This window comes from Dactylosporangium aurantiacum, from assembly GCF_000716715.1.
Lineage (GTDB): Bacteria > Actinomycetota > Actinomycetes > Mycobacteriales > Micromonosporaceae > Dactylosporangium > Dactylosporangium aurantiacum.
The window spans coordinates 143,145-168,059 of record NZ_JNYJ01000035.1 but is presented as its reverse complement, the minus strand read 5'-3'; the positions used below and the strand labels follow the sequence as shown (position 1 = coordinate 168,059).

Annotated in this window: 23 protein-coding genes and 1 pseudogene; 13 read left to right on the top strand and 11 right to left on the bottom strand. The window is 73.2% G+C overall.

What is annotated here, in order from left to right; translation table 11 throughout:
- Both OP18_RS33395 and OP18_RS33390 read right to left on the bottom strand, forming a co-directional pair.
- A pseudogene (locus OP18_RS33395) lies at window positions 1-192 on the bottom strand (sugar ABC transporter permease); the annotation flags it as partial.
- A complete protein-coding gene (locus OP18_RS33390) occupies window positions 189-992 on the bottom strand; it encodes an IclR family transcriptional regulator (protein WP_033363075.1) in 804 nt (267 codons plus the stop codon). The gene OP18_RS33390 and the pseudogene OP18_RS33395, both read right to left, overlap by 4 nt.
- An 85-nt stretch (window positions 993-1,077) precedes the next feature.
- Between OP18_RS33390 and OP18_RS33385 the strand changes: the two genes are divergently transcribed.
- The 5 genes from OP18_RS33385 to OP18_RS62030 all read left to right on the top strand — a co-directional run bounded on the left by OP18_RS33385 (window position 1,078) and on the right by OP18_RS62030 (window position 6,433).
- On the top strand, window positions 1,078-2,223 hold the full coding sequence (locus tag OP18_RS33385; RefSeq protein ID WP_033363074.1) for a mandelate racemase/muconate lactonizing enzyme family protein: 1,146 nt from the start codon (window positions 1,078-1,080) through the stop codon (window positions 2,221-2,223).
- Window positions 2,220-3,161 carry a dihydrodipicolinate synthase family protein gene (locus tag OP18_RS33380; protein ID WP_245635606.1) on the top strand — a complete coding sequence of 314 codons (942 nt, stop codon included), beginning with the start codon at window positions 2,220-2,222 and terminating at the stop codon, window positions 3,159-3,161. Before OP18_RS33385 ends, OP18_RS33380 begins: the two co-directional genes overlap by 4 nt.
- The gene (locus OP18_RS33375) at window positions 3,158-3,871 is read left to right on the top strand and encodes an SDR family NAD(P)-dependent oxidoreductase (protein WP_033363073.1); all 714 of its coding nucleotides are present in this window, start codon (window positions 3,158-3,160) and stop codon (window positions 3,869-3,871) included. The genes OP18_RS33380 and OP18_RS33375 overlap by 4 nt, the downstream gene beginning before the upstream one ends.
- A gap of 85 nt (window positions 3,872-3,956) precedes the next feature.
- The gene (locus tag OP18_RS33370; protein WP_052387702.1) at window positions 3,957-4,895 is read left to right on the top strand and encodes a sugar kinase; all 939 of its coding nucleotides are present in this window, start codon (window positions 3,957-3,959) and stop codon (window positions 4,893-4,895) included.
- A gap of 248 nt (window positions 4,896-5,143) precedes the next feature.
- The gene (locus OP18_RS62030; protein WP_033363072.1) at window positions 5,144-6,433 is read left to right on the top strand and encodes a methyl-accepting chemotaxis protein; all 1,290 of its coding nucleotides are present in this window, start codon (window positions 5,144-5,146) and stop codon (window positions 6,431-6,433) included.
- Between the two features lie 334 nt (window positions 6,434-6,767).
- Here the strand turns inward: OP18_RS62030 and OP18_RS33360 are convergent, their stop codons facing one another.
- The 4 genes from OP18_RS33360 to OP18_RS33345 all read right to left on the bottom strand — a co-directional run bounded on the left by OP18_RS33360 (window position 6,768) and on the right by OP18_RS33345 (window position 12,070).
- A complete protein-coding gene (locus tag OP18_RS33360) occupies window positions 6,768-7,916 on the bottom strand; it encodes an MFS transporter (RefSeq protein WP_211273751.1) in 1,149 nt (382 codons plus the stop codon).
- A gap of 71 nt (window positions 7,917-7,987) precedes the next feature.
- Window positions 7,988-8,803: a YhjD/YihY/BrkB family envelope integrity protein gene (locus tag OP18_RS33355; RefSeq protein WP_052387701.1), complete on the bottom strand. Its 816-nt coding sequence runs from the start codon at window positions 8,801-8,803 to the stop codon at window positions 7,988-7,990.
- Between the two features lie 222 nt (window positions 8,804-9,025).
- Window positions 9,026-10,864: a chorismate-binding protein gene (locus OP18_RS33350; RefSeq protein WP_052387700.1), complete on the bottom strand. Its 1,839-nt coding sequence runs from the start codon at window positions 10,862-10,864 to the stop codon at window positions 9,026-9,028.
- Between the two features lie 231 nt (window positions 10,865-11,095).
- The gene (locus OP18_RS33345; RefSeq protein WP_033363069.1) at window positions 11,096-12,070 is read right to left on the bottom strand and encodes an aldo/keto reductase; all 975 of its coding nucleotides are present in this window, start codon (window positions 12,068-12,070) and stop codon (window positions 11,096-11,098) included.
- Window positions 12,071-12,122: 52 nt separating this feature from the next.
- Here OP18_RS33345 and OP18_RS33340 point away from each other — a divergent pair, with 52 nt between their 5' ends.
- Complete coding sequence (locus OP18_RS33340) at window positions 12,123-12,542, top strand: MerR family transcriptional regulator (RefSeq protein ID WP_245635605.1); 420 nt, start codon at window positions 12,123-12,125, stop codon at window positions 12,540-12,542.
- Here the strand turns inward: OP18_RS33340 and OP18_RS33335 are convergent.
- Window positions 12,479-13,312 carry a hypothetical protein gene (locus OP18_RS33335; RefSeq protein ID WP_052387698.1) on the bottom strand — a complete coding sequence of 278 codons (834 nt, stop codon included), beginning with the start codon at window positions 13,310-13,312 and terminating at the stop codon, window positions 12,479-12,481. The two genes, OP18_RS33340 and OP18_RS33335, sit on opposite strands and share 64 nt — an antisense overlap.
- Window positions 13,313-13,399: 87 nt before the next feature.
- Between OP18_RS33335 and OP18_RS33330 the strand changes: the two genes are divergently transcribed.
- The 3 genes from OP18_RS33330 to OP18_RS33320 are packed head-to-tail and all read left to right on the top strand — an operon-like array spanning window position 13,400 to window position 15,505.
- Window positions 13,400-14,059: a copper resistance CopC family protein gene (locus OP18_RS33330; RefSeq protein ID WP_081971322.1), complete on the top strand. Its 660-nt coding sequence runs from the start codon at window positions 13,400-13,402 to the stop codon at window positions 14,057-14,059.
- Between the two features lie 36 nt (window positions 14,060-14,095).
- Window positions 14,096-14,485 (top strand): response regulator, encoded by a 390-nt coding sequence (locus tag OP18_RS33325; protein WP_033363066.1) that lies wholly within the window; start codon window positions 14,096-14,098, stop codon window positions 14,483-14,485.
- A gap of 36 nt (window positions 14,486-14,521) precedes the next feature.
- Window positions 14,522-15,505, top strand: coding sequence for a YihY/virulence factor BrkB family protein (locus tag OP18_RS33320; RefSeq protein WP_052387697.1), 984 nt, complete (start codon window positions 14,522-14,524; stop codon window positions 15,503-15,505).
- A 4-nt stretch (window positions 15,506-15,509) separates the two neighbouring features.
- On the opposite strand, the gene OP18_RS33315 is transcribed toward OP18_RS33320, so the two are convergent.
- Both OP18_RS33315 and OP18_RS33310 read right to left on the bottom strand, forming a co-directional pair.
- Window positions 15,510-15,902 carry a roadblock/LC7 domain-containing protein gene (locus OP18_RS33315; protein ID WP_033363065.1) on the bottom strand — a complete coding sequence of 131 codons (393 nt, stop codon included), beginning with the start codon at window positions 15,900-15,902 and terminating at the stop codon, window positions 15,510-15,512.
- On the bottom strand, window positions 15,899-18,031 hold the full coding sequence (locus OP18_RS33310; RefSeq protein WP_033363064.1) for a sensor histidine kinase: 2,133 nt from the start codon (window positions 18,029-18,031) through the stop codon (window positions 15,899-15,901). Before OP18_RS33310 ends, OP18_RS33315 begins: the two co-directional genes overlap by 4 nt.
- Before the next feature lie 236 nt (window positions 18,032-18,267).
- Here OP18_RS33310 and OP18_RS33305 point away from each other — a divergent pair, with 236 nt between their 5' ends.
- Window positions 18,268-20,190 carry a DUF1800 domain-containing protein gene (locus OP18_RS33305; protein WP_052387696.1) on the top strand — a complete coding sequence of 641 codons (1,923 nt, stop codon included), beginning with the start codon at window positions 18,268-18,270 and terminating at the stop codon, window positions 20,188-20,190.
- Window positions 20,191-20,215: 25 nt separating this feature from the next.
- A complete protein-coding gene (locus OP18_RS33300) occupies window positions 20,216-21,568 on the top strand; it encodes a DUF1501 domain-containing protein (protein WP_052387695.1) in 1,353 nt (450 codons plus the stop codon).
- Window positions 21,569-21,604: 36 nt separating this feature from the next.
- Here the strand turns inward: OP18_RS33300 and OP18_RS33295 are convergent, their stop codons facing one another.
- Complete coding sequence (locus OP18_RS33295) at window positions 21,605-22,021, bottom strand: subtilase-type protease inhibitor (RefSeq protein ID WP_033363063.1); 417 nt, start codon at window positions 22,019-22,021, stop codon at window positions 21,605-21,607.
- A 1,167-nt stretch (window positions 22,022-23,188) separates the two neighbouring features.
- Here OP18_RS33295 and OP18_RS53420 point away from each other — a divergent pair.
- Window positions 23,189-23,797: a MarR family transcriptional regulator gene (locus OP18_RS53420; protein ID WP_052387694.1), complete on the top strand. Its 609-nt coding sequence runs from the start codon at window positions 23,189-23,191 to the stop codon at window positions 23,795-23,797.
- Window positions 23,798-23,889: 92 nt separating this feature from the next.
- Window positions 23,890-24,234, top strand: coding sequence for an STAS domain-containing protein (locus OP18_RS33285; protein ID WP_033363062.1), 345 nt, complete (start codon window positions 23,890-23,892; stop codon window positions 24,232-24,234).
- A gap of 51 nt (window positions 24,235-24,285) precedes the next feature.
- Here OP18_RS33285 and OP18_RS33280 read toward each other — a convergent pair whose 3' ends face one another.
- Window positions 24,286-24,852 carry a GtrA family protein gene (locus OP18_RS33280; protein ID WP_063745659.1) on the bottom strand — a complete coding sequence of 189 codons (567 nt, stop codon included), beginning with the start codon at window positions 24,850-24,852 and terminating at the stop codon, window positions 24,286-24,288.
- Window positions 24,853-24,915 lie beyond the last annotated feature (63 nt).

The following is a 24,915-nucleotide window of genomic DNA, read 5'->3' as shown; positions in this document are numbered from 1 at the left end:
CAACACCGGCCAGAAATTGCGCCGCAACACCTCGGTGAAGTTGTCCAGACCGGCGAACGAACGACCCGGCAACACCAGACTCTGGTTGAACAGGCTCGTGGACAGCGACCCGACCAGCGGATACAGCACGACCGCGCCGAGCAGCGCGAGCGCCGGCAGGGTCAGCAGGAACCCGAACGTCCGGTCCTTCACAGTGACACCGCGCTGGGGTGGTGTGCCGGTCCGACGTACCCGAGGCCGATGCTGATCGAGTCGGCGGCCTCGATGACGATCCGCGACAGCGTGGCCTCCCGGTTCTGCAAGTCGATTGCAGAGAGCGGGCCGGAGACGGACAGCGCGGCGACGACGGTGCCGGCGCCGTCGCGGATCGGGGCGGCGACGCAGGCCCGGCCGAGGGCGAGTTCCTCGAGCTCCGAGCCGTAGCCGCGGGCGACCGTGCGGTCGATCTCGGCGTCGAGCTGCTCGTGGGTGGTGATGGTGCGGGGCGTGTAGGCCACCAGGGCGGCGGCCGGCAGCAGCCCCCGCCGCTCCAGCGGGGTCAGCCCGGTCAGCAGGGACTTGCCCAGGCCGGTCGCGTGCAGCGGGTTGCGCTGCCCGGCCAGGACGAACGCCCGCGGCGCCTGCCGGCCCTCGAAGTTGAGCAGGTAGAAGAGGCTGGCGTCGCGGCGGACCGCGACGTTGACGCCGAGACCGAGGTCGGCGGCGAGGTTCTGGGCGATCTGGCGGGCCTCCCGGTGCACGGGGTGGCTGTTGAGCACCGCGCCGCCGAGGCTGACCGTGTCCAGGCCGAGCCGGTAGAGCCCGCTGACCGGGTCGCGGTCGACGAAACCGGCCGCCTCCAGGGTTGCCAGCAGCCGCGACGCGGTGGAGAGTCCAAGGTCTGCGAGCTTGGCGACGTCGGAGACGCGCAGCTCGGAGCGGCCGGCCGTGAAGACCCGCAGCACCGTCAGCGCCCGCTCGACGCTCTGGTTGCTTCCGACATCCGAAGCCATCGGGACCCTCTCTGGAAGTTGCTTGCGTGATACGGCAAGATATCCCGCATGCTGCAAGTGGTCAACCACAGAGCGGGGGTGCTCCGTGAAGATCGTTGACGTGACGACCTTCCCGCTCAAATTGCGCGGCGACGATGTCTACCTGGGCGCCGCCACGCGGGAGAATCCCAACACATCCGACTATTACCTCCGGCCGCCGTGGCGCAGCCTGTACTCGGACCGCTACGAGACGCTGCTGGTCAGGATCGCGTGCGACGACGGCACGGAAGGCTGGGGCGAGGCGCTCGCACCCGTCGGGCCGGAGATCGCGCAGGCGATCGTCGACCGGCTGCTGGCGCCGGTCCTGCTCGGCCAGGACCCGCGCCGGGTCCGGCCACTGTGGAGCCGGCTCACCGGGCTCATGCGGGAGCGCGGCCATCTCGTCGGGCACCAGGCCGACGCGCTCGCCGCGGTGGACATCGCCCTGTGGGACCTCGCCGGCAAGGCGGCCGGGCTGCCGGTGCACGCGCTGCTCGGCGGCGCGTTCCGCGACACCGTGCCCACGTACGTCTCCGGCCTGCCGGTGCCCACCGACACCGAGCGGGCCGCCCTCGCCCGCAACTGGATTGCACAGGGCGCAACGTCGGTCAAGCTCCATCTCGGCCGCGGGGTGGAGGAGGACCTCGCCACGTACGACGCGGTCGCCGCGACCGGCATGCGGGTCGCCGTCGACGCGCACTGGGCCTACGACCTCGCCGACGCGCTGCGCCTCGGCAAGGCGCTCGACGCCCGCGGCGCGTGGTTCCTGGAGGCGCCCCTCGCGCCCGAGGACGTCGACGGCCACCGCGAGCTCGCCGCCGCGCTCGTCACCCCCGTGGCGATCGGCGAGACGCTGCGCAACCGGTTCGAGTTCAAGCTGTGGCTTCGGGAACGGGCCCTGGACCTGGCCCAGCCCGACGTGGGACGCACGGGCATCACGGAGGCCATGGCCATCGCGGAGATCGCGTCGGCGCATCACGTACCGGTGGCGCCGCACCACTCCGTCGGGCTCGGTGTCGTGCTCGCGGCGGGGCTGCACGTCGCCGCCGCGATCGAGGCCATGCCGGTCTTCGAGTTCCAGCCCGGACCGTTCCCCGTCGCCAACCGCATCCTCACCCGGCCGCTGACCGGCGGACCCGGGTCGTTCGACCTGCCGGCCGCGCCGGGACTCGGCGTCGACGTCGACATCACCGCCCTTCTGGAGGACCAGTGAGCCGCTCCACCGACGTGCGCGGGCTGATCCCCGTGCTCGCCACCCCGTTCCACCCCGACGGTTCGCTGGACACCGGCAGCCTGCGCCGGCTCGTCGAGTTCTCCGTGCGCTCCGGCGTCGACGGGGTCGCCGTGTTCGGCTTCGCCAGCGAGGGCTTCGCGCTGACGGCGCCGGAGCGGGCCGAGATCCTCGCGGTCGTCCGGGAGGCGCTCGGGCCCACGCTGCCGATCGTCGCCGGGGTATCGGCGACCGGCACCGGCGACGCGATCGACCAGTGCCGCGCCGCGGCCGACGCCGGCGCCAGCGTCGCCATGCTCATCCCGCCGTTCATGGTGAAGCCCTCCCCCGCGCAGATCGTCGACTTCTACGGTGCCGTCGCCTCCGCCGGCGGGCTGTCCGTCATGGTCCAGGACGCGCCGGCGTCCACCGGCGTGAACCTGCCCGTGCCGCTGATCGCCGAACTGTCCAAACTCGACGGTGTCGACTCGGTGAAGGTCGAGACCCAGCCGACCGCCCCGAAGGTCGGCGCCGTCATCGAGGCCACCGCCGACGACTTCCTCGTCCTCGGCGGCCAGAACGCGCTGTTCGTCCTCGAGGAGTACACCCGGGGCGCGGTCGGCACCATGCCCGCGAGCGAGTTCCCGGACCTGCTCGTCCCGGTCCTCCGCGCGCACGAGGCCGGGTCGCCGGCCGAGGCGCGGGCCGGATTCAACCGGCTGCTGCCGCTGATCCGCTTCGGCCTGCAGCCGGGCATCGCGTGGTCGATCCACAAGCACGTGCTGCACCGGCGGGGCGTCATCGCCTCCACGACGGTGCGGGCGCCCGCGGTCGACGCGGACCCGGCGACGCTCGACGCGCTGACGCTCGTCCTGGAGGACCTCGGCCTGGAGGGCGTCGACCTGGACGGCGGGGCCGGTTCCGGAGGTTCGGGACGGTGAGGGGTGTCCTCGTGCTCGGGGCGACCTCGCCGATCGGGCTGGCGATCGGGCGGGCGTTCGCCGGTGACCGGGTCGCCGGGGCCGCGCTGGACACCACCGACGACCCGGCGTTCGAGGCGAGCTGGGCGGTCGACTGCGCCACCAGCGACGGCGCCGCGACGGTCGTGCGGCGGGCCGTGGAGCTGTTCGGCCGGCTCGACGTGCTCGTCCTCGCCGCCGCGGTGATGCCGGTCGCCCCCGCGGAGACGCAGAGCGACGAGCAGTGGCGCGCCGCGATCGACGTGACGCTGTCCGGCGCGTTCTACGCCTGCCGGGCGGCGCTGCCGCACCTGCCTTCCGGCGGCAGCGTCGTCGCGGTCACGTCCGTCAACAGTTTCCTCGCCGCGCCCGGCCTGCCCTCGTACGCCGCGGCGAAAGCGGGCCTGGACGGGCTGGTGCGCCAGCTCGCCCTCGAGTACGGCCCGCGCGGCATCCGGGTCAACGCCGTCGCGCCCGGCATGATCGGCGGCGAGCACCTGCCCGCCGTCGCCGAGGGGTACCCGCTGGGCCGGGTCGGACGCCCGGAGGAGGTGGCGGCGGCGGTGGCGTTCCTGGCCTCGCCGGGCGCCGGCTTCATCACCGGCGCCTGCCTGCCCGTCGACGGCGGGCTGTCGATCGCCTCGCCGGCCGCCTTCCTCCGGCCGGACCTGCGGGCCCGGTGGCTGTCGTGAGCGGGCCGGAGCGCAGCGCAGGAGCCGCGAACCATGGGCTCAGTATTGGCTCACGGCGCCGCCGGAGCGCAGCGGAGGCGACGTCGTGAGCGGGCTCATCGTCGGGCTCGGCGAGGCGATGGTGCTGTTCCAGCCCGCCGATCTCCTCCCCCTGGAGGAGTGCCGGACCGCGTCGGTGCACGTGGCTGGCGCAGAGCTCAACCTCCTTGCCGCGGCCCGGCGGGCGGGTGCCCGGGCGGCGTTCTGCAGCCGGGTCGGCGACGACCCGTTCGGCCGGCGGGTCGTCGCGGCGGCGGACGGGCTCGGGGTCGACGCCGGGCTGGTCGGCGTCGACGGCGCGCGGCCGACGGGGGTGTTCGTCAAGGACGTACGCCCCGACGGTGCCCGCCGGGTGCACTACTACCGGGCCGGTTCGGCCGCGTCGGCGCTCGACGAGGCCGACGCCGACCGGGCCCTGGCCGCCGGGCCGGACCTGGTCGCGGTGTCCGGGCTGACCGCGGCGCTCGGTGCGGGGCCGCGGCGGGCCGTGCTGCGGCTGGCCCGCGAGGCGCACGCCCGGGGCGTGCCGGTCGCGGTCGACCCGAACCTGCGGCCGGGCCTGACCGGCGCGGCCGAGACGGTGCGGCAGCTGCTGCCGTTGACGGCGTACCTCCTGCTGGGGATGGACGAGGCGGGGCCGCTGTTCGGCACGGACGACCCGGCGACGGTCTTCGCGCGGGCCAAGGCCCTCGGCGTGGGCGAGGTCGTGCTGAAAGCCGGTGCCGACGGCTGCTGGCACGAGGCCGGGGCGGCGGGTGACGGGCCGGTGCACCTGCCGTCGGTGGCGGTGCGGGTGGTCGATCCGGTCGGTGCCGGCGACGCGTTCGCCGGGGCGTACCTGGCCGCCCGGCTGCGTGGCATCGGGCCGGGCGGCGCCGCGTGGCTCGGCACCCGGTTCGCGGCGGGAGTGGTGGCGACGGCCGGGGACACCGACGGCCTGCCGTCCGCTGCCGAGGTCGTGGCCCTGCTGGAGGAGGCCGGCTGACCGGAGTGCACGCCCGTTGCGGCGAGCTGGTGCCCTGGTCGTACAGGAGGAGGAGACCGAGCGGCCGGGGCGCGCGGCCGAGGTGCGGTCACCCAGGCGGAGGCGCCGCCGCAGTGAACACCTTCAGGTCGGCGTTCCGGCGGCCGATTGGCGGTTGGGTCGTTCAGGAGATCCCGCTCCACCGTCAGCAGGTCCCGCTCCACCCTTCGCAGGTCCCGGTCCACCGTCCAGAGGGAGCGTCGAACGCCATGTCCGGAGTCCTCGCCTGGCTCATGCCGAACGTCCGGCTGAGCGACGCGGCCTTCCAGTCCAGACACCGGGCGCTGCGGGTGCTGCTGGTCCTGCACCTGCCGGTGCTGGTGGCGATCAGCGTCCTCAACGGGCACTCGATCGTCGGGGAGCACGCGCACGGGGCGGCGTGGCTGGTCTGGTCGGCGAACGCGGGCGTGCTGATCTGCGCGGTCGCCGGCAGCGTCGCCCGGAGCAGGCGCGGCGGCTCGTTCGCGGTGTCGACCGGGCTGGTCCTGGCGGCCGCGGCGCTCGTGCACGCCGGCAACGGCCTCACCGACCTGCACTTCCACTTCTTCGTGGTGGTGGGGTTGGTCAGCCTGTACCAGGACTGGACGACACTGCTGGTGACCGTCGTGCTGGTGGCGGCGCACCATCTGGTGGTGGGCGTGGCGATGCCCGAAATGCTGTTCAACAGCCCGCAGGCGCGCAGCCACCCGATCCTGTTCGTGCTCTTGCACGCGGCGTTCGTCATCGCGATGTGCCTGACGCAGCTGACGTACTGGAGGTTCGCCGCCAACGCCGAGGCGGAGGCCGACGCGCAGCGGGCACGGATCGCGGCGGAGAACCAGTCGGCGCTGCTGGCGGCGGCACAGGACGCGACCCGGCGGGAGGAGGCGGCCGCGAGCAACGCCGCGGAGCAGGTCGCGCACAGCGAACGCCTCGGGCGGCAGCTGGAGACCGTGCTGGCCGATGTCGCCGACGCCGGGGTGCGGCTCGGGGCGGAGGCGGGCGCGGCGATGGAGTCGTTCGAGCAGAAGCTGGCCGGGATGAGCGGCGCGGTCCGGGGCGCGGTCAGCGACGTGGAGGCGGCGCTGCACGACTCGAACCGCGCGCGGACCGTCATCGGCGAGCTGGAGACCGCGATCGCCGACATCGCCACCGTGGCCGGCCTCATCCAGGCGGTCGCGGACCAGACGAAGCTGCTGGCGCTCAACGCGACGATCGAGGCGGCCCGCGCCGGTGAAGCGGGCAAGGGGTTCGGCGTGGTCGCCAACGAGGTCAAGGATCTCGCCGCGCAGACCGCCGCCGCGACCGGGCGGATCGAGACGACCGTCGGGCAGGTGACCTCGGGTGCGGCGGCGGCCGCCAACGCGGTCGGCGGGGTCGCGGACCGGCTCAGCTCGGTCGCGGCCGCCCAGCGTGAGGTGGAGGCGTCGCTGCACGAGCAGACGAGCCTGGCCGCCGCGACCCGCGGCTCGGTGGCCGCGGCCGCCGAGAAGGTCAGCGCGACCGCCCGGCAGTCGTGAGCGGGCTCGGCCGGGGCCGCCCCGCAGTCGTGAGCGGCGTCAGCGCGACCGGCCGGCGGTCCTGCGTGAGGTCAGCGCCGGCCTGACCCGCGGGTTCCCGTACCGGCCGCCGCGGGTCGACCTGCCCGGCGCGGCCGACGATGGCCGACGGGGCGGAGGGCTGACCGGCCACGGGCGGCGAAAGGCGACCGGGCGAGGAGATGACCGGGCGCGACCGGCGAAGGGCCGCCGGACGAGAAGACGGTCGGGCGCGGCCGGCGAAAGGCGACCGGGCGAGGAGACGACCGGGCGCGACCGGCGAAGGCCGACCGGGCGGGAGACGACCGGGCTCAGCTCAGCCGGCGGTGGGCGCCGGCACCTCGGCCACAGGTGACACCGGGGCCTGCGTGCGGAACGCCGGGGCCAGCGCGACGATCCCCGCCGCCAGCACGGCCGGCACCACGAAGGCCAGCCGCAGCGACGCGCTCTCGGCCACCGCGCCGATGAGGCCGGCGCCGACCACGAAGCCGATGTAGTTGAACAGGTTGACCCGGGCGATCGCGACGCCGGTGCCGGCCGGGTCGAGGCGGCCGGCGGCGGAGAAGGACTGCGGGACGACCAGCGACAGCCCGATGCCGACGACGGCGAACCCGGCGATGCCCACGGCCGCGGTCGGTGACGCGGCGACCAGGCCCAGGCCGATGCCGCCGACGACGCCGCCCACGGAGACGACGCCGACGGGGCCGAAGCGCCGCACGACGAGGTCGCCGGCGGTGCGGCCGATGAGCATCATCGCCTGGTACGCGGCGAGCCCGAGCGCGGCGACGCTGGTGCTCGCGGCGAACGTGTGGTCCAGGAAGACGGTGCTCCAGTTGGAGACCGCGGAGTCGGCGATGAACATCAGCATCATCGCGATGCCGACGAGGATGACGGGGCGCCAGGGGACGGCGGTGGCGGCGCCGGGCGGCACGTCGGCGATCTCCTCGGCGCGGCGCAGCTGCCACGGCCCGGCCGCGAGGGCGAGGACGGCGCCGACGAGCGCGACGGCGCCGAGCGACGCGGCGACCGACCAGTCGAGCCGGGACGTGCCGGCGGTGGCGAGGGCGCCGAGGATCGCCCCGACGCTCCACACGGCGTGGAACGAGTTGAGCACGGGGCGGCCGTACCGGCGTTCGACGCTGACACCCTGCATGTTCATGGTGGCGTCGACGACGCCGAGCATGAGGCCGACGAAGGCGAGCGCGAGGTACAGCTGCCACGCCTGCCCGGCGAGGCCGACCGAGGTGATGGCGAGGGCGACGCCGGGGCCGCCGGCGCGCAGCACCGGTGAGCTGCCGAGGCGGCTGGACAGCAGGCCGGCCAGGACGCTGCCGATGCCGGCGACGACGGGGACCGCGAGCAGGACGAGGGACAGCTCGCCGTCGGAGAAGCCGAACTTCTCCTGCAGGACGCCGACCTGGGTCAGCAGGGCCGCGAAGCAGAAGCCCTGGACGAGATACGCCACGGCGACGCTGAATCTTGCCCGGCGGTCCCGCATGAAGGCCCCCAATAGTGAGAATTCTTCGGAAGCATCGTTCACGATTCCGCGGAACGCAAGGCCCACCATCGGCTCGCCTGCAGGGTCGCACCGTATCCGATGAGTGTCAGCAGGTGTAACACGTACAGCCAGAGCAGGACGGCGACGACGGCGCCGACCGCGTCCAGCCCGCCGAAGGGCACGCCGAGGTCCAGTGGCAGCGACCAGAACAGCACAAAGCCGTGCGCGAAGCCGGACACGTTCGCCGCGGTGAACGAGCCGACCACGATCGTCGGGGCCCAGGCGGGCGTGGGCGGGGCGCACCACCGGTACACCATGACGAAAGCGGGACTCAACGCCAGCCAGGCGGCGAGGAACGATGCGACCACCGCCCCTACGCCCGACCAGCCGCCGTCCTGCAAGCGCCTTGCGGCGCTGGTGAGCACCAGGAGGAGGCCGAGCAGCAGCGCCGGCGCGACGGCGAGGACGGGCAGGATCAGCAGCCGCCCCCGCCAGCCGGCGACGGGTGCGCCGTCCGTGCCGGGGACGGCGAGGGAGACGAACGCGCGGCGCAGGCCCTCGCCGTACCAGGTGGCGGGAAACAGGGCGGTGAGCGTCAGCGGCCATGACATGCGCAGGCCCGCGTCGAACAGCAGCGCCGTCGCGTGGTCGGCGCCGAGGCGGTCGGGCATCGCCTCGATCACCGGGCCGGCCAGCTCCCGGATCCGGTCGGCGCCGGCGATCAGCCCGGCGAGCTTGACGGTGAGCAGCGCGACGGGCACGACCGCGACCGCGCCGTAGAACGTGACGGCGGCGGCGTGCAGGTTGAGGTCCCGCCCGTGGAAGAACCGCTGGACCACCCGCACCAGACCCATCACGACCGCACGGTACCCACCGCGGGTTGCGACCGGCGGTGCGGGAGCGGCGGTGCGGGAGCGGCGGTGCGGGAGCGGCGGTGCGGGAGCGGCGGTGCGGGAGCGGCGGTGCGGGAGCGGCGGTGCGTGAGTGGTAAGCGGGACCGAGGACGGCGGCGGGACTGGAGGTGGCACCGACGGACCCGACCCGCGCAACCCGGCCGCGGAACGGGGCAACAGCGCCTACGACACCGCGGCCGCCGGCAGCAGCGTGGTCAGCATGGTCCGCAGCAGGTCGATCCCGTCGTAGCTGAGCACGGACTCCGGGTGGAACTGCACGCCCGCGAACGTCGGCCCGCGCAGGGCGTGCACGTCGCCGTTGGCCGGGTCGCGGGACAGCTCCACCGGGCCGTACGGGGTGTCGAAACGGTCGTGCGGGTGGGTGGCGGTGAAGGTGGAGTAGAAGCCGACGGTCGCCGGGCGGCCGAAGAAGACGATGTCGCGCTGCATGCCCTGGTACGGGTTGGCCTTGCGCCGCAGCGGCAGGCCCAGCAGGCCGGACAGCAGCTGGTGGCCGAGGCACACGGCGAGCGTCGGGGTGCCGTCGGCGAGCAGCCGCGCGGCGACGGCCCGCATCGCGGCCATCTTCGGCTCCTCGGTCCGCCGCGGGTCGCCGGGGCCGGGGCCGAGCACCACCAGGTCGTAGCCGGTCGCCGAGACCGGGGCCGAGTACTTCTGGAGGGTGACGTCCAGGCCGAGGACCCGCAACTGGTGGTGCAGCATGCCGGTGAACGTGTCCTCCGCGTCGATGATGAGGACCCGCCGGCCGGCCAGCTCGGGGATGGTGAGCGCCCGCTCGTGGTGGTCCTGCAGCCAGAACGGCGCGAGGGTGCCGTTGCGGGCGACGAGGGCGGCCTGCACCGCCGGGTCGGCGGCCAGCGGCGCGGCCGGCCGGGCCGGGCCGGCGGGGGTGGCGCCGAGGCCGAGGGCGGCCAGGACGCCGGCGGCCTTGGTGTGGGTCTCGGCGACCTCCCCGGCGGGCGTGGAGTGCCGCACGAGGGTGGCGCCGACCGGCACCCGCAGCCGGCCGGCGGCGGAGATGTCGGCGGTGCGGATGAGGATCGGCGCGTCCAGCGTCTGCCGGCCGAGGGAGTCCCGGCCGATGAGGGCGAGGACCGCGCCGTAGTAGCCGCGGCCGCGCCGCTCGTGGCGGGCGACGACCCGGCAGGCGTTCTCGATCGGGCTGCCGACGACGGTCGGCGCGAACATGGTCTCGCGCAGCACGTCACGCACGTCCAGTGCGCTGCGGCCGGCGAGGAGGTACTCCGTGTGGACGAGGTGCGCCATCTCCTTCAGGTACGGCCCGACGACCTGCCCGCCCTCGGTCGCGACGGTCGCCATCATCTTGAGCTCCTCGTCCAGCACCATGGACAGCTCGTCGATCTCCTTGCGGTCGGACAGGAACCGCAGCACCGCGTCCTTGTCCGGCACGCCGCCCGGGTGCCGGAAGGTGCCGCTGATCGGGTTCATCATGACCAGGCCGTCCTCGACGCTGACGTGCCGTTCCGGGGTGGCGCCGACGAGGGTGCGCTCGCCGGTGTGCACGAGGAACGTCCAGTAGGCGCCGCGTTCGCGCTCCAGCAGCCGCCGGTACACGGCGAGGGCGGCGGTGACCGGGACGCCGTCGATGCCGGCCTCGAACACCCGGTGGATGACGAAGTTGGAGCCCTCGCCGCGGCCGATCTCGTCGCGCAGCACCTCCTCGACGATCGTGGCGTAGTCGGCGTCGGACACGTCGAAGCCGCCGTCGCGCAGCGCCACCGGCGTGGCCGGCAGCGCGGCCAGCAGGTCGGGCACGGCCCGCTCGGTGCGGTCGGCGATGCGCAGCACCGACAGCGGCGTGCCGTCGTCGAGGCAGTCGAACCCGCGCTCGCGGACCTGGCGGAACGGCACCAGCGACAGGGACTCGTCGGGGATCTCGGCGAGCGAGGCGACGGTGACGACGGTGCCGGTGAGCACCTCGACGACGTCGCGGCTCTCGCGGCGCAGCAGGGCGAACGGGCGGGTCGGGTCGGGCAGCATGCGGGTCGTCCCTCTCAGGTCTGGCCGCCCGTCCCGGTGGCCGGCCCCTGCGAGGAGGCAACAAAAAAGCGACCGCCGGATGGGCGGCCGCGGATGTGGGTGTCACGCGGAGGTGGGCCGCCTCGTCAGGCGGGCCACCAGCATCGGTTCAGGAACGCGGACACGCCGAACACCATACGACGAACCACCGGGGTGGCGCCAGCACCGCGCGCCACCCCGGGAGGAGTGCGGTCAGCGGTTCAGCGACGCCATCGTGTCCGCGGGGTACCGCGAGCCGGCGACGTCGCTGCCGATGGCCAGCTTCTCGATCGCGGCCAGGTCGTCCGGGGTGAGGGTGACGTCGAGCGCGGCGACGTTCTGCTCCAGGTACGTGCGCCGCTTCGTGCCCGGGATCGGCACGATGTCGTCGCCCTGGGCGAGGACCCAGGCGAGGGCCAGCTGCGCCGGGGTGACGCCCTTCGCCTCCGCCAGGGACCGGACCTCGGCGACCAGGTCGAGGTTGCGCTGGAAGTTCTCACCCTGGAAGCGCGGGTTGTGGCGGCGGAAGTCCGACGGGTCGAACTGCGACGGGTCGGTGATCTCGCCGGAGAGGAAGCCGCGGCCCAGCGGGCTGTAGGCGACCAGGCCGATGCCCAGCTCGCGGAACAGGCCGAGGATGGCGTCCTCCGGGTCGCGGGTCCACAGCGAGTATTCGTACTGCCCGGCGGTCACCGGGTGCACGGCGTGCGCGCGGCGGACCGTCTCCACCGACGCCTCGGAGATGCCCAGGTGCCGGACCTTGCCCGCGGCGACGGCCTCGCTGAGGGCGCCCCAGGTGTCCTCGATCGGCACCCGGTCGTCGACGCGGTGCTGGTAGTACAGGTCGATGTGGTCGACACCGAGGCGGGTGAGGGACGCGTCGAGGGCGGCCCGCACGTAGTCGGGGTGGCCGTTGATGCTGCGGGTGTTGCCGTCGCGCTGGATGCCGAACTTCGTGGCGAGGGTCACCTCGTCGCGGCGGCCGGCGATGGCGCGGCCGACGAGCTGCTCGTTGGTGAACGGGCCGTACATGTCGGCGGTGTCGAGGAAGGTCACGCCCAGGTCCAGGGCGCGGCGGATGGTGGCGACGGACTCGGCGTCGTCACCCGGGCCGTAGAACTCGCTCATGCCCATGCAGCCGAGGCCGAGCGCGGACGTGGTCAGAGTGCCAAGGGTTCGCTGTCGCATGCCCCCAACACTCCCCCTTCGAGCGCGCTCGAAGTCAAATACGCTGGGAGACATGCAGTTCACCATCGCGGAGGTGGCCGAGCAGACCGGCCTGACCGCCCACACGCTGCGCTACTACGAGCGGGCCGGCCTGCTGGACCCGCCGGAGCGGGACTGGCAGGGCCACCGTCGCTACTCGGAGCAGGACGTGCGGATGCTGCGGCTGCTCACCCGGCTGCGGGCGACCGGCATGTCGATCGCCGGGATGCGCCACTACGCGCAGCTGTGCCGGGTCGGCCCGGCCACCTTCGACGAGCGCCGCGCGCTGCTGGAGGAGCACCGCCGGCAGGTGCTGCGCCGGATGGCCGAGCTGCGCGACGACCTGGCGCTCATCGAGTACAAGATCGACGCGTACTACGCGGCGTCGGCTCAGGCCGAGGACGCGCCGGCCGCCATGGTCGGTCTGGCCGAACCGGACCTCGCCAGGCCGTAGAGGCAGACCAGCGCCGCGAGGACGAGCGGGACGCCGTCGCGGATGACCCCGTCGGCGCCGAGCAGCAGCCAGCACAGCACCGGCTGCACCAGCAGCACGAAGACGCTGATCATCGCCAGGAGCACGCGCGCCCAGGTGTGCCCGAACATCATCGCGAAGCTGATCAGCGACGCCACGAAGGCGACCGCGATGCCGAGCACGAACCACGAGATGACCAGCGGCACGGCGGTGGAGCGGGGCAGCCGCGGCTCGTCCCACAGCGTGCCGGCGGCGACCAGGCACGGCACGCTGAGCAGGGCGGAGTAGGACAGCGCCGCCACCCGGGCGGTCAGCGCCCACGGCGGGATCGGCCGCTTCGACGGGCGGCGGGTCAGGTGCGCGGCGATCGCCGGCGAGCGGAACAGCTGCCAGACCACCACCGTGCAGAGCACCAGGATGACCGCGAGCGCGACGAGGACCGGCCACGGCGGCAGGAACCCGTCCTTGCGCGGCTGGGCCAGCCGGGCCGAGGCGAACACGGTGGTGACCGCGAGGATCAGCCCGAACGGCCGGGCGGTGAGCCGCCCCCAGCGGATCTCGCGCATGAGGAACAGGAAACCGACCGCGCGCAGCATCGCCCAGAACGTCCGCACCCCCAGGCCGAATCCGCCCTCGGTGGAGTACTCCAGGTTGACGACGTCCGCGGCGAGGGTCAGCACGGCCGTGAGCAGCACGATGCGCCGCAGCCGCCGGCTCGCCGGGGTCGACGCCGGGGGTCGCTTGATTTGCACCAGTTCACGCCAACTGCCCTGCATGAAACGGCACGCTAACACCGTCTTCCGCACATCGCTGACGTCAATGCACTATCGTTTCCGCCCATGACCGGGCGATTTCTTGGTGTGGTCAGGCGAAGTGCAGTTCTCGCCGCGATAATTGTCGGAATTCTCGGCTTACTGCCGTTTCCGTCAATTGCAACCGCATATGCACCCCGTCTCACGCTCACCAGCAGCACGCCGGGGGCGGAGACCCGGGTCGGGCACCTGCCCCAGGAGCTCCAGCTGGTGTTCAGCGACAAGATCCTGGACGCGCAGATCATGCTGACCGGCCCGGACAGCGCCACGGTCCCCGTCGACGGGGTCACCGTGCGCAACGAGACGGCCCGCATCGCACTGGGCGTGCCCGACGGCGCGCCGGGCAGCTACACCGTGTCCTACACCGCCTCCGGCACCGGCGGCACGGCCGGCAACGGCAGCTTCTCCTTCACCGTGACCACCGGCGTGAAGAGCGGCGCCTCCGCCAAGCCGACCCGCACGCCGGCGTCGCCGACGGCGGCCCCGCCCGTCGCGACCACCGCCGCGGCCGCACCGGCCGACTTCGTCACGACCCCGGCCCAGCCGCCCGCGGCCGCCCCGACCCCGTCCGCCGGCCGGCCGGCGTGGTGGACGTACGCGGCGGTGCTGCTGGTGGTGGCATGCGTGCTGGTGGTGTTCCTCGGGTTCAGCCGCAACCGGATCCGCCCCGGCAACCCGGCAAAGTAAGGCAGATCAGGCACAATCACGAATTATCGTGAAGGCATGCTGGAGCACCTGCGCGTCCTCGTCGTCGACGACGAGCCGGACCTGTGCGAGATCGTCAAGCGGGTGCTCAGCCGCGCCGGGGCCGAGGTGTACACGGCATCGGGCCTCGCCGGCGCGGAACGCGTGTGCGCCGAGCATCCCGACGCGATCGACCTGGCCATCACCGACCTGAAGCTCAACGACGGCACCGGCGTCCAGGTCGCCGAGGTGGTGCGCGCCGCCTGCCCCGACGCGCTGATCATGTACATGTCGGGCCTGCCGTACTTCGACGCCGCCGTCGTCGAGCTGGGCCCCGAGGCGTCGGTGGTGGCCAAGCCGTTCCGGGCCACCGAACTGGTCGACATGGTGCAGGTCGCCCTGATCCGGGCCGGAAGGGTCGCGCCGTAGCGTTATCCCCGCGCGCCCCCAGGGCATAGGTACCGCATGTCGCAGGACGACCCCACCGGCCCCGAGCTCGAGAACCCCCCGAGCCGGCCCACGCAGCTCACCCGGCGCTCCTGGATGGACGTCCTCAAGCGGACGATCAAGGAGTTCAACAACGACAACCTCACCGACTGGGCCGCCGCGCTGACGTACTACGGGGTCCTGTCGATCTTCCCCGGCATCCTCGTCCTGCTCGCCGTGTCCGGCATGCTGCTCACCGACACCACCCAGAACGCGGTGCTGGAGAACGCCCAGGCGCTGTTCCCGCCGTCGATCGCGGGTCCGGTGACGGGCGCCGTCGACGAGCTCAAGCAGGGCTCCGGCTCGGCCGGGATCCTGGCGATCGTCGGTCTCCTCGGCGCCGTCTGGACCGCCTCCGGCTACGTCGGCGCCTTCATCCGCGCCGCCAACTCGATCTACGACGTCCCCGAGGGCCGCCCGATCTGGAAGGTGCTGCCGATCCGCCTCGGCGTCACCGTCGTCGTCGGCGCCCTCATCGCCCTCGCCGCCCTCAGCATCGTCTTCACCGGCCGGTTCGCCGAGCAGGCCGGCGGCTGGATCGGGCTGTCGAAGCAGGCGGTCCAGGTGTGGGACATCGCCAAGTGGCCGGTCCTGCTGCTGGTCGTGCTGCTGATCCTGGCCATCCTCTACTGGGCCTCGCCCAACGCCCGCCAGACCGGGTTCCGGTGGGTCACGCCGGGCGGCGGCCTGGCCGTCTTCATCTGGCTGCTGGCCTCGGCCGGCTTCGCGATCTACGTGTCGAACTTCAGCTCGTACAACAAGACGTACGGCACCCTGGGCGGCATCATCGCGTTCCTCGTCTGGCTCTGGATCTCCAACATCGCGATCCTGCTGGGCGCGGAGTTCGACGCGGAGCTCGAGCGCGGCCGCGCCATCCAGGGCGGCATGCCGGAGGACAAGGAGCCGTTCATCCCGCTGCGCGACGCCAGCAACATCAAGGAGGGTCGCGACCCGGACCTGTGACCGCTCAGCGCGAGGTCGGCGTCAGCACGGCGCCGACCTGGTCGACGAGGCCGCTCATCTCGAACGCGACCTCCCCTACGTCGCAGCCCGGCTGGACCATCGCCGCCAGCGACGCGAGCGTGTCGCCGTCGCCGAGCGCCATGACGAACAGCAGGCTGCGACCCATCTGCACGATCGTGCGCAGGACCGGGCCGGCGTCGGTGCAGGCCGACAGGCCCTGGGCCAGGGACACCACGCCGGCGACCATCGCGGCGAGCTGGTCGGCGCGCTCCGGCGGCAGCTCGTTGGACGCCGCGACCAGCAGGCCGTCCCCGGAGACCGCGACGGTGTGCCGGACGCCGGCGACACGCTCCGTGAAGCCGCTGAGCACCCAGTCGAGCCCCGTGGTGGCTGTCATGACGTGGCATGTCCTTCCTGGTTCACCGGCACCGGCACGGCGCCGAGGCGGCCGATCGGGTGCTGGTAGCTCGACAGCAGTGTGCTGACGTCGCCGGGTTCGGTGGCGACAGGATCCATGTGCGGTGACGTTCCGACGGTACGCCGTGGCAGTCCGTCGTCGAACGCCCGGGCCTCGACCGTCGGTCCGTCGGCCGCCACCCGGGCCGCGGCGCCCTGGCCGGCGGGCACCGGCGGGCCGGCCTTGCGCGGGTGCGGGATGTCCATCGGCTCCGCGCCGGGCAGCGCCGGGCTGCGTTCCAGCACCCGCGGTGGGAGCGGCCGGGCGGGGGCGGCGGGCTCTACCCGTACGGGCGCGATCTCACACAGCGCTGAGGAGGGCAGCCGCACGATGGCCGCGAGACCGGATCCCTGGCCGGTGGACGGCTGCAGGGTCACGTCCACGCCGTGCCGGGCGGCGAGCCGGGCCACGACGGTGAGCCCGAGCCGCGGCCCGAACGGGGGCGGGTCGGCGAGGCGGGCGTTGAGCTCCTCCAGGCGGGCCGGGTCGACGCCCGGGCCGCGGTCGGTGACGTGGACGACGGCGCCGTCGCCGGTGCGCCGGGCGTCCACCACGACGGGCCGCTCGGCGGTGGCGTGCCGGGCGGCGTTGTCGAGCAGCTCGGCCAGCAGGTGCACGACGCCGTCGACGGCGGCCGGCTCGACACCCAGGTCGTCGTCGACGCGGCCGTACTCGACCCGCTGGTAGTCCTGGATCCGCGACTGGGCGGCGCGCAGGACGTCGATCAGCGGCACCGGCGCGGCGTGCCCGTGGGCGAGGTCGGCGCCGGCGAGGACCAGCAGGCGCTGCGTGTCGTGGCGCAGCCGGGTGGCGAGGTGGTCGACGGCGAAGAGCTGCGCCAGCCGGTCCGGGTCGGCCTCGTCGCGCTCCGCGTCGTCGAGGCGGTCGAGCAGCGCGTCGGCGAGCCGGGCGCAGCGGCGGGCGACGTCGGCGTACATGCCGGTCACGCCCGCGTGCAGGGCGTCCTGCTCGGCGGCGGCCCGCGCCGCGTCGCGCCGCACGGCGCCGAACGCCTCGGCGACCCGCCCGACCTCGTCGCGCCCGCCGGCCGGCGGCTCGTGGGGCGGGGTGCGCAGCAGCGCCCGCAGCCCGCGGCGCAGGGAACGGCCGGTGGCGACGGCGATCCCGACGGCGGCCGCCGCGACCGCGAGGACGAGCGCGAGCCCGATGATGATGGTGCGGTTCTGCCGGTCGCGGGCGTCGGTGACGGTGGCGGCGTTGTCGGTGGCGACCCGCTCGGCGAGGTCACGCACCCCGTCGAGCTGGGCCAGGCAGGTCCGGGCCCAGTCGGCGGTGTCGACGGGGGCGGCACCGGTGGAGGGCGCCAGCAGCAGCTGCCCGACGTCGGCGGTGACGTCGAGGCCGGCCAGCTGCGCGCGCCAGGCCGGGGTGGCGGCCGTGGCGAAGCGTTCGAAGGCGTCCGCGGCGGCGGCCCGGTGCGAGACGAGCTGCTCGCGGTCGGCCGGGGTCAGCTCGCCGGTGGCGAGGGCCCGGGCGGCGGCGGTGTGGACGAGCGCGAGCTCCTCCTTGGCGACGGCGAGCCAGCCCGCGGCGCGGGTCCCGGCGGCCACGGCCAGCGGCGCGGGCCGCTCGGCGACACCCTGCTGGACGGCGACGAGGTCGGCGATCAGCTGCCGGTACCCGAGCAGCAGCACCTGCCCGGGCGCGTCAGGTTCGCTGGCGGCGGCGCGGGCCCGCAGCACGGCGAGCCCGTCCAGCCCGGCGACCACCCGGGCGCCCGGGTCACCGGCGCCGTCGAACCGGGCGAGCCGGTCACGCAGGACGGTGACGGCGGCGTCGGTGCGGGCGGCCTCGGCGGCGAACGCGTCGCGGGCGGCGGCGCCCCCGCCGCTGAGCAGCCGGGCGATGGCGAGGCGCTCCCGCTGCAGCCCGTCGGCGACCCGGCCGGCCTGCGCCGCCGCGGCGACCGCGCCGCGCAGGTCGCCGATGCGCCCCACCTGCTCGGCGTAGGCGGACGTGGCGACGCCGGCGAGGCCGAGAAGGCCGGCCAGCGGCAGGATCAGGACGAGGGCGATCTTCGCGACGACTGGGACGTCGGCGAGCGTCACCCTCCGACGTCGGCGGACCGGCGCAGCGTCACGCACGACCTCCACCGCCTCCCTTATCGGCTGCCTCATGCGTACCGCTTCTGCGATGTGTACGGAAGAGATAACTTTGCGTAGTTGCCCGAATTTCACGCATTGACGAGGAATGCGCCTCGCTTAAGCAAGAAGAAAGACAAAGTTGAGCCGCACCCGCATCTGCCGGCTTGAAGGGGAGATCACGCCCTCATTAGGGTTCAGGGATGCCTGAGCGGCTCTTCTCGGATGAAGGCCCCCACGAGCCCCACAGCAAGAAGGTCAAGGGCGCCATCTTCGCCGACTACACGGGCGAGTTTCCGATGCCGCGCGTGCTCAACGAGCCCTCGCCGGCACCCGAAGACGCTGCCGCCGCCGGTACACCGGCCGCCGCCAGGACCTCCCGAGGACCCGCACCGGCCTGGTTGCGCACCGGCCGGCCCGCACTGCACGAGCTGATGCGCAACCGGCGGCAGGCGCTCTGGGCCCTCGGCGGGGGCGCCGTCGCGATCGGCGGCCTCGGATCCGGCGCCGCGGCGGTGCTCGGCCGCCCCGAGGACGCCGACGACATGGTCAAGACCGGCCAGGGCGGCGGCAACGTCTCCCCGCGTGACGCCGGCTCGTTCTCCAACCGCGACTCCAGCTACACCAGCGGCCAGGGCGACCTCAACGACCTGGGCGCCTCCGGGACCGCCGACTCGGCGTCCGCGGCCGCCGTCGCCGCGATGCGCGCCACGCCGCGGTTCCCCACGCCGCTCAACCGCGACCCGGTGCTGCACCTGCTGCGGCGCTGCACGTTCGGCCCGACGCACGCCGACGTCGCCGCGGTCAAGGAGCTGGGCATCGACGGCTGGCTCGACCGGCAGCTCGAGCCGGACAAGATCGCCGACCCGGTCGCCGACGCGGCGTTGCAGAGCACGCCGACCGTCACCATGACCACCGCGCAGATCCGCGCGTCGGTCAAGGAGGGCGACAACAAGGCGATGTACGAGCTGACCCGCGCCGTCATCGCCCGGCAGATCTGGAGCAACCGGCAGCTGTTCGAGGTCATGGTCGACTTCTGGAACAACCACCTCAACATCACCAGCCCGTTCGACGGCGGCTGGGACACCCGGGTGCCCTACGACGTCAACGTCATCCGCAAGCACGCCCTCGGCAAGTTCTCCGACATGCTGATCGCCTCCGCGCGCGACCCGGCGATGATGCGGTACCTGGACAACACGTCCTCCGACAAGCGCAACGTCAACGAGAACTACGGCCGTGAGCTGCTGGAGCTGCACACCGTCGGCATCGACGGCGGCTACAACGAGAAGGACGTCCGCAACTCCGCGTACCTGATGACCGGCCGCACCGCGACCCGCGAGGGCATGTTCCGGTACGAGCAGAACCGGCACTGGACCGGCGCGGTGAAGGTGCTGGGCTTCCAGCACGCGAACAAGTCCGCGAAGGACGGCCTGGCCGTCGGCGACGCGTACCTGCTGTACCTGGCCACGCACCCGTCGACGGCGAAGTACATCGCCCGCAAGCTCGCCGTGCGCTTCGTGTGCGACACGCCGCCGCAGTCGCTCGTCGACCGGCTCGCCACCGCCTACCAGCAGAGCGGCTCGGCGATCGTGCCGGTGCTCAAGGTGCTGTTCCGGTCCCTGGAGTTCTGGATCGCGGCCGGGCTGAAGACCCGCCGGCCGCTGGAGAACTTCATCGCCACCGCCCGGGTCGTCGGCACCAAGCCCGGCGCCGACACCGGCAAGGCGCTCGAGGACCTGTACAACTTCACCCGCAAGCTCGGCCAGGCGCCGCTGGGCTGGGAGCCGCCGGACGGCTACCCCGACGTCGCGAACGCCTGGAGCTCCGCGGCCGGCATGCTGGAGACCTGGAACGCGCACCGCGCCTTCCTGCAGCAGTCGTTCAAGGGCCTCAACAACCCGCGCGCGGACTCGCTCGTCACCCAGCCGGCCGCGACCATGGCGACCTACCTGGACGTGCTGTGCAACCGGCTGATCTTCCAGCCGATGCTGCCCGCCGAGCGCGACGCGCTCATCAAGTTCCTCGGCGCGAAGCCCGACACCCGGGTCACCGACGCCAACCTCGGCGGGAAGCTGCCGAACCTGGCCCCACTGGTCCTCGACTCCGTCTACCACGCGCTGCGGTGAGGTCTCCCCTGTGAACGATCTTCCTGTGCTTCCCGAAGGTGAGCGGCGGCCGAGGTCGCTGGAGGAGTTGCGCCGGCACGGGCCGAACCTGTGCGAGGCCGCCATCCGCGTGCAGGCCGACCAGGTGCAGGACGAGCTGGCCGCCGAGCGCGACCGGTGGAGCAAGGGTTTCACCCGCCGCCGCCTCGTGCAGGGCGCCGGGTTCGTCGGCGTCGCGGCGCTCGGCGCGCAGCTGGTGACGACCCGGGCATCGTTCGCCGCGCCCGAGGACACCAAGGGCACCCTGGTCGTCATCTTCCTGCGCGGCGGCATGGACGGGCTGTCCGTGGTCGCGCCCGGCGACGACCCCAACTACCGCTCGATGCGCCCCAACATCGCCATCCCGACGGCGGCGCTGCTGCCCGCCGGGCGCGGCTTCGGGCTGAACCCGGCGATGGCCGCCCTGTACCCCTTCTGGCAGGCGGGCAAGATGGCCGCCGTGCACGCGGTCGCCTCCCCCGACGCCAGCCGCAGCCACTTCCAGGCCCAGGACGCGCTCGAACGCGGCGCCGCCTCCGTCGCGGTGCGCACCGGCTGGCTCGACCGGGTCCTCGCCCAGATGGGCCCCGGGACCACGTTCCGCGCCGTCGCGCAGGGCTCGGCGCTGCCGCGCTCCCTCGTCGGCGGCGAGCAGGCGATCGTGCTCAACGGCATCCGCGACTTCCGCATCGACAACGACGCCATGCGCAGCCAGACGATGGAGGCGCTGAAGACCCTCTACACCGGCCTGGACCACTCCCTCGCCAGCACCGCCGCCGGCACCATCCAGGCGATCAACACCGCCCAGAAGATCGCCAACTCGCAGTACCGGCCCCTCGAAGGCGTGCAGTACCCCGGCGGCGGCCTGGCCGACCGCCTGAAGGACATCGCGCAGCTCATGAAGGCCGGCGTCGGCCTGCGCGTCGCCGCGCTCGACGTCGGCGGCTGGGACATGCACACCAACCTCGGCCGCGTCGACGGCGGCGACATGCGCAACTCGCTGACCAACCTCTCCGAGGCGATCGGCGCCTTCGCCACCGACCTCGGCCCGCTGCTGGACACCACGACCATCATCACGATGAGCGAGTTCGGCCGGCGCGTCCAGGAGAACGGCAACGTCGGCGTCGACCACGGCCACGGCAACGCGATGCTGCTGCTCGGCGGCGGCCTCAACGGCGGCAAGGTGCACGGCAACTGGCCCGGCCTGTCCCCCGGCGCCCTCGACCAGGGCGATGTCGCGGGAGCCAACGACTACCGCGACATCCTCGCCGAGATGCTCAAGAAACGCTTCAACGTCCAGGACTCGGCGGCCATCTTCCCCAACCACCAGTTCAAGACGCTGGGCGTGTTCAAGGGCTGACCACGCCCCCTGCCGTCGTTGATCCGCCGGGCGTGGTCACAGGCTGAACACGGGCCCTGTCGTCGTGGACAGCGAGCACGCGTTGCCGTACGTCTTGCGGTAGTCGACCCGCTTGCCCTTCCACAGGCCGACCGCCGTCACGGTCACCGGGTCGTACTGCATCGTGCACGCGCCGCCGGTCACCTGCAGCCGGGCGAAGTCCCCACCGACCTTCGCCAGCGCCGAGCACGCGTCACGGGCCAACTTGTGCGAGCCACCGGCGGGCCGGCACGTCAGCGACGCCCGCCGCCGCACCGGCGTGGTGCTCTCGCCCTTGGCCACCGTGAGCACCAGCCGCGTGGGCTTCGCGCCCCCCGCCGTCGCCCCGAAGCTCGGCCCCGCCGCCGTCATCTCCACGGTCCCGACCGCCGCTACCAGCATCGTGGCCGTCGCGACCAACCGTCGTGCACCCATTCTGACCCCCGTCACACCCTGCTAAAACGTGCGTAGCGTACACCGCCCTTTCCGGACATTTCGTGTTTTTCATATTTTACGACTGACGCTTCAGGCGTTCACCGGGGACGACGATCCTGCAACCGACCTCCGATTCCCGGCGTCCTGCGCAGACACCCACGGCGGCACGGACCATGACACGAGGAGGCCTGCTCCGGGGTCCGCTTCCGCCAGATGCCGAACGACGTCGCCCGCACTCGATACCCGGAGCCGGATCGACCGGCACCCAGGTCCAGGTTGATCGACGTCGGAGTCGGTTTGACCGGCACTCAGGGCGAGTCGATCGGCTCAGGACCGGGTCGATCGGCTCAGGACCGGGTCGGCCGGTGCTTGGATCGGGTTGGTCGGCGCTCAGACCGGGTCGGTCGGTGCTCAGACCGGTTCCGACGGGTGCCGGACAGCGTTGCCACACCCGGCACCTACAGCCGAATTGATCGGAACTCGGGACCAGTCGATCGGCGCCCAGAGTCGGCCTGATTGACACTCGGGCCAGTTCCGGCCGGCGCTGGACGGCACTGCCCACACCCGGCGCCCGCAGGCGAGTTGAGCGGCACTCGAACCCGTGCTGTCCGGCGCCCAGGGCCGTTTCCGCCGGCGCCGGACGGCGTTGCCCACACCCGGCGTCCGCAGTCGAGTTGAGCGGCGCCCGCAGTCGAGTTGAGCGGCACTCGAACCCGTGCTGTCCGGCGCCCAGGGCCGTTTCCGCCGGCGCCGGACGGCGTTGCCCACACTCGGCGCCCGCAGCCAGGGCGACCGGCACTCGGGACCGCGCTGATCGGCGCCCGCAGCCGGCCCGACCGGCGCTCAGGACCGGCCCCACCCCGGCGCACGACAGCGTCGCCCACACCCGGCGCCCGGAGTCGGGTTGGCCGGCGCTCAGAGCCGACGCGACCGTGCACCCGACCGACTCCGCCCCACGTCCGGCCGTGCCAACCCCATACCGGCACCCACCAGCAGCGACCGCGCGACGTCCCTCCCCGGAACCGCTCGTCCCCCGCATCATCGCAGCGGGGTACGACACTTTCCGGCGCCGATCGACGGGTCGGCGGAATTGCGGCGCGCGGTGCTCCCTGTTGATCGACGTCCGGGATTAGGGTGCTACCAGCGGATGCTCGGGAGGAGGCTGCCGTGACCCTTGAGGCACAGGCGCAGAAGCTCGTCGCCGGTCTGGTGCGCGTCGCCGTGATGGCGCCCACCGACGCTCCCCCGGCCGACTCGGCCGCGCTGCCGCCGCCGCACCGGCAGGTGTTGCTGCTGCTGGGGCGGCGGGACCGCGAGTTCCGGCTCTCCGACCTCGCCGCCGAGCTCGGCTCGTCCGTCGCCGCGACCATGGCGATCGTGTCGCCGCTGGTCGCCGACGGGCTGGTGGAGATGCGGCCGGCACCGTCGTACGCGGCACACGACATGCGCATCGCCGCGACCGAGCGTGGCCTCGCCATCACCCCGGCGCCGTCCAACTGGGCCGACACCGCGCTGGGCAAGGTCGAGGAGCTCGATGAGCCGACCCAGGCCCGGCTGCTGCGGATGGTCACCACCAAGATCACACAGCTGCAGCGTGAGGGGCGCATCCCGGTCAACCGGATGTGCCTGTCGTGCCGGTTCTTCGACGGGTACCGCCACCCCGGCACCGAGGCACCGCACCACTGCTGGTTCGTGGACGCGCCATTCGGCTACCGCGAGCTGCGGCTGCACTGCCCCGACCACATCCCGGGCGGTACACCACCACGGACCGAGTAAAACCGGCGAAACCGGGTGAATGGTGCGGGGTGCCCGCTGCGGGCGGTCCGACGTGCTCCTATGCTGAGGCGGGTGAGCACCTTGGGAGCGCCATGTCGATGTCGGTAACGGTCAACGTCCTGATGGACGGCTCGACGGTGGTGTCCGTACGAGGCGAGATCGACCACGGCAACGCCGCGACGCTCCGCCAGGACCTCGTCGCCGCCGCCACCCAGCGCCGCCCCAGCGAGCTGCGGGTCGACCTGGGGCTGGTCACGTTCCTGGACTCCGCCGCCGTCGGGGCCCTCGTCGGCGCCCAGCGCGAGGCCGGCGCCGAGGGCGTCCGGCTGGTGATCCACCGGGCCAGCCCGTTCGTGCACCGCCAGCTGCGCGTCGCCGGCGTCGACCAGCTCCTCGGCGCCCCCGCCGAGCCCGACCCGGACCACATCGCGTTCTGACCAGGCCGGCGCCTCAACAGCCGGCCGGCCGCCCCAGTGCCGGTCAGGGCCTCAGCTGTCTGCCGGGCTGACCTGCGACGGGGCACTGGCCTGGGCCGGCACCGTGTGGTCCCACCGGTCCGGCGCGGGTCGCACGTCGTCGTGCGGGAAGACCCACGTCCGGTACGCCCACAACCGGAACAGCATCGCGAGGGCCGTACCGAGGACCATGCCGAACCCGAAGTCGGAGATCTCCTCCACCAGGGCGCTGACCGCGGGCTCCTGCAACCCGAAGACGTACCGCGCGACGAACAACGGCGCCGCGTTCACCGCGACGCCGATGCCATTGATGACCAGGTAGAGCGCCATCTCGTGATGGCGGCGCCGGCCGCCGCGGGTCCGGAACGACCACTCACGGTTCAGGAAGTACGACACCACCGAAGCGACCACGTTCGCGATCGTCAGCGCCGTGACCGGCTTGTCCTCCAGCAGCGTGAACCGCAGCGCGTAGTTGACCAGGAGCGTGACGAGGTAGCAGAAACCGCCCACGATCACGAACTTGACCGTCTCGCGGTGATCCCGCATGAGCCTTGCCACGGGGCGGGGTAGCCGGTTCAGCGTCCGGTCAGTGAGCCGCATCGGCCGGACTATACCGGGCGAACCTTGCGGCACGCCCAGTGGCGACCACCCGTTCCCACCCTC

Bases quoted from the DNA above. Each gene is read 5' to 3' on its own strand.
- OP18_RS33390 (WP_033363075.1), bottom strand. From the start codon at position 992: ATGGCTTCGGATGTCGGAAGCAACCAGAGCGTCGAGCGGGCGCTGACG.
- OP18_RS33305 (WP_052387696.1), top strand. From the start codon at position 18,268: ATGCCTGAGCGGCTCTTCTCGGATGAAGGCCCCCACGAGCCCCACAGC.
- OP18_RS33330 (WP_081971322.1), top strand. From the start codon at position 13,400: ATGACCGGGCGATTTCTTGGTGTGGTCAGGCGAAGTGCAGTTCTCGCC.
- OP18_RS62030 (WP_033363072.1), top strand. From the start codon at position 5,144: ATGTCCGGAGTCCTCGCCTGGCTCATGCCGAACGTCCGGCTGAGCGAC.
- OP18_RS33350 (WP_052387700.1), bottom strand. From the start codon at position 10,864: ATGCTGCCCGACCCGACCCGCCCGTTCGCCCTGCTGCGCCGCGAGAGC.
- OP18_RS33355 (WP_052387701.1), bottom strand. From the start codon at position 8,803: ATGGGTCTGGTGCGGGTGGTCCAGCGGTTCTTCCACGGGCGGGACCTC.
- OP18_RS33325 (WP_033363066.1), top strand. From the start codon at position 14,096: ATGCTGGAGCACCTGCGCGTCCTCGTCGTCGACGACGAGCCGGACCTG.
- OP18_RS33340 (WP_245635605.1), top strand. From the start codon at position 12,123: ATGCAGTTCACCATCGCGGAGGTGGCCGAGCAGACCGGCCTGACCGCC.
- OP18_RS33295 (WP_033363063.1), bottom strand. From the start codon at position 22,021: ATGGGTGCACGACGGTTGGTCGCGACGGCCACGATGCTGGTAGCGGCG.
- OP18_RS33320 (WP_052387697.1), top strand. From the start codon at position 14,522: ATGTCGCAGGACGACCCCACCGGCCCCGAGCTCGAGAACCCCCCGAGC.
- OP18_RS33285 (WP_033363062.1), top strand. From the start codon at position 23,890: ATGTCGATGTCGGTAACGGTCAACGTCCTGATGGACGGCTCGACGGTG.
- OP18_RS33345 (WP_033363069.1), bottom strand. From the start codon at position 12,070: ATGCGACAGCGAACCCTTGGCACTCTGACCACGTCCGCGCTCGGCCTC.
- OP18_RS33280 (WP_063745659.1), bottom strand. From the start codon at position 24,852: ATGCGGCTCACTGACCGGACGCTGAACCGGCTACCCCGCCCCGTGGCA.
- OP18_RS33315 (WP_033363065.1), bottom strand. From the start codon at position 15,902: ATGACAGCCACCACGGGGCTCGACTGGGTGCTCAGCGGCTTCACGGAG.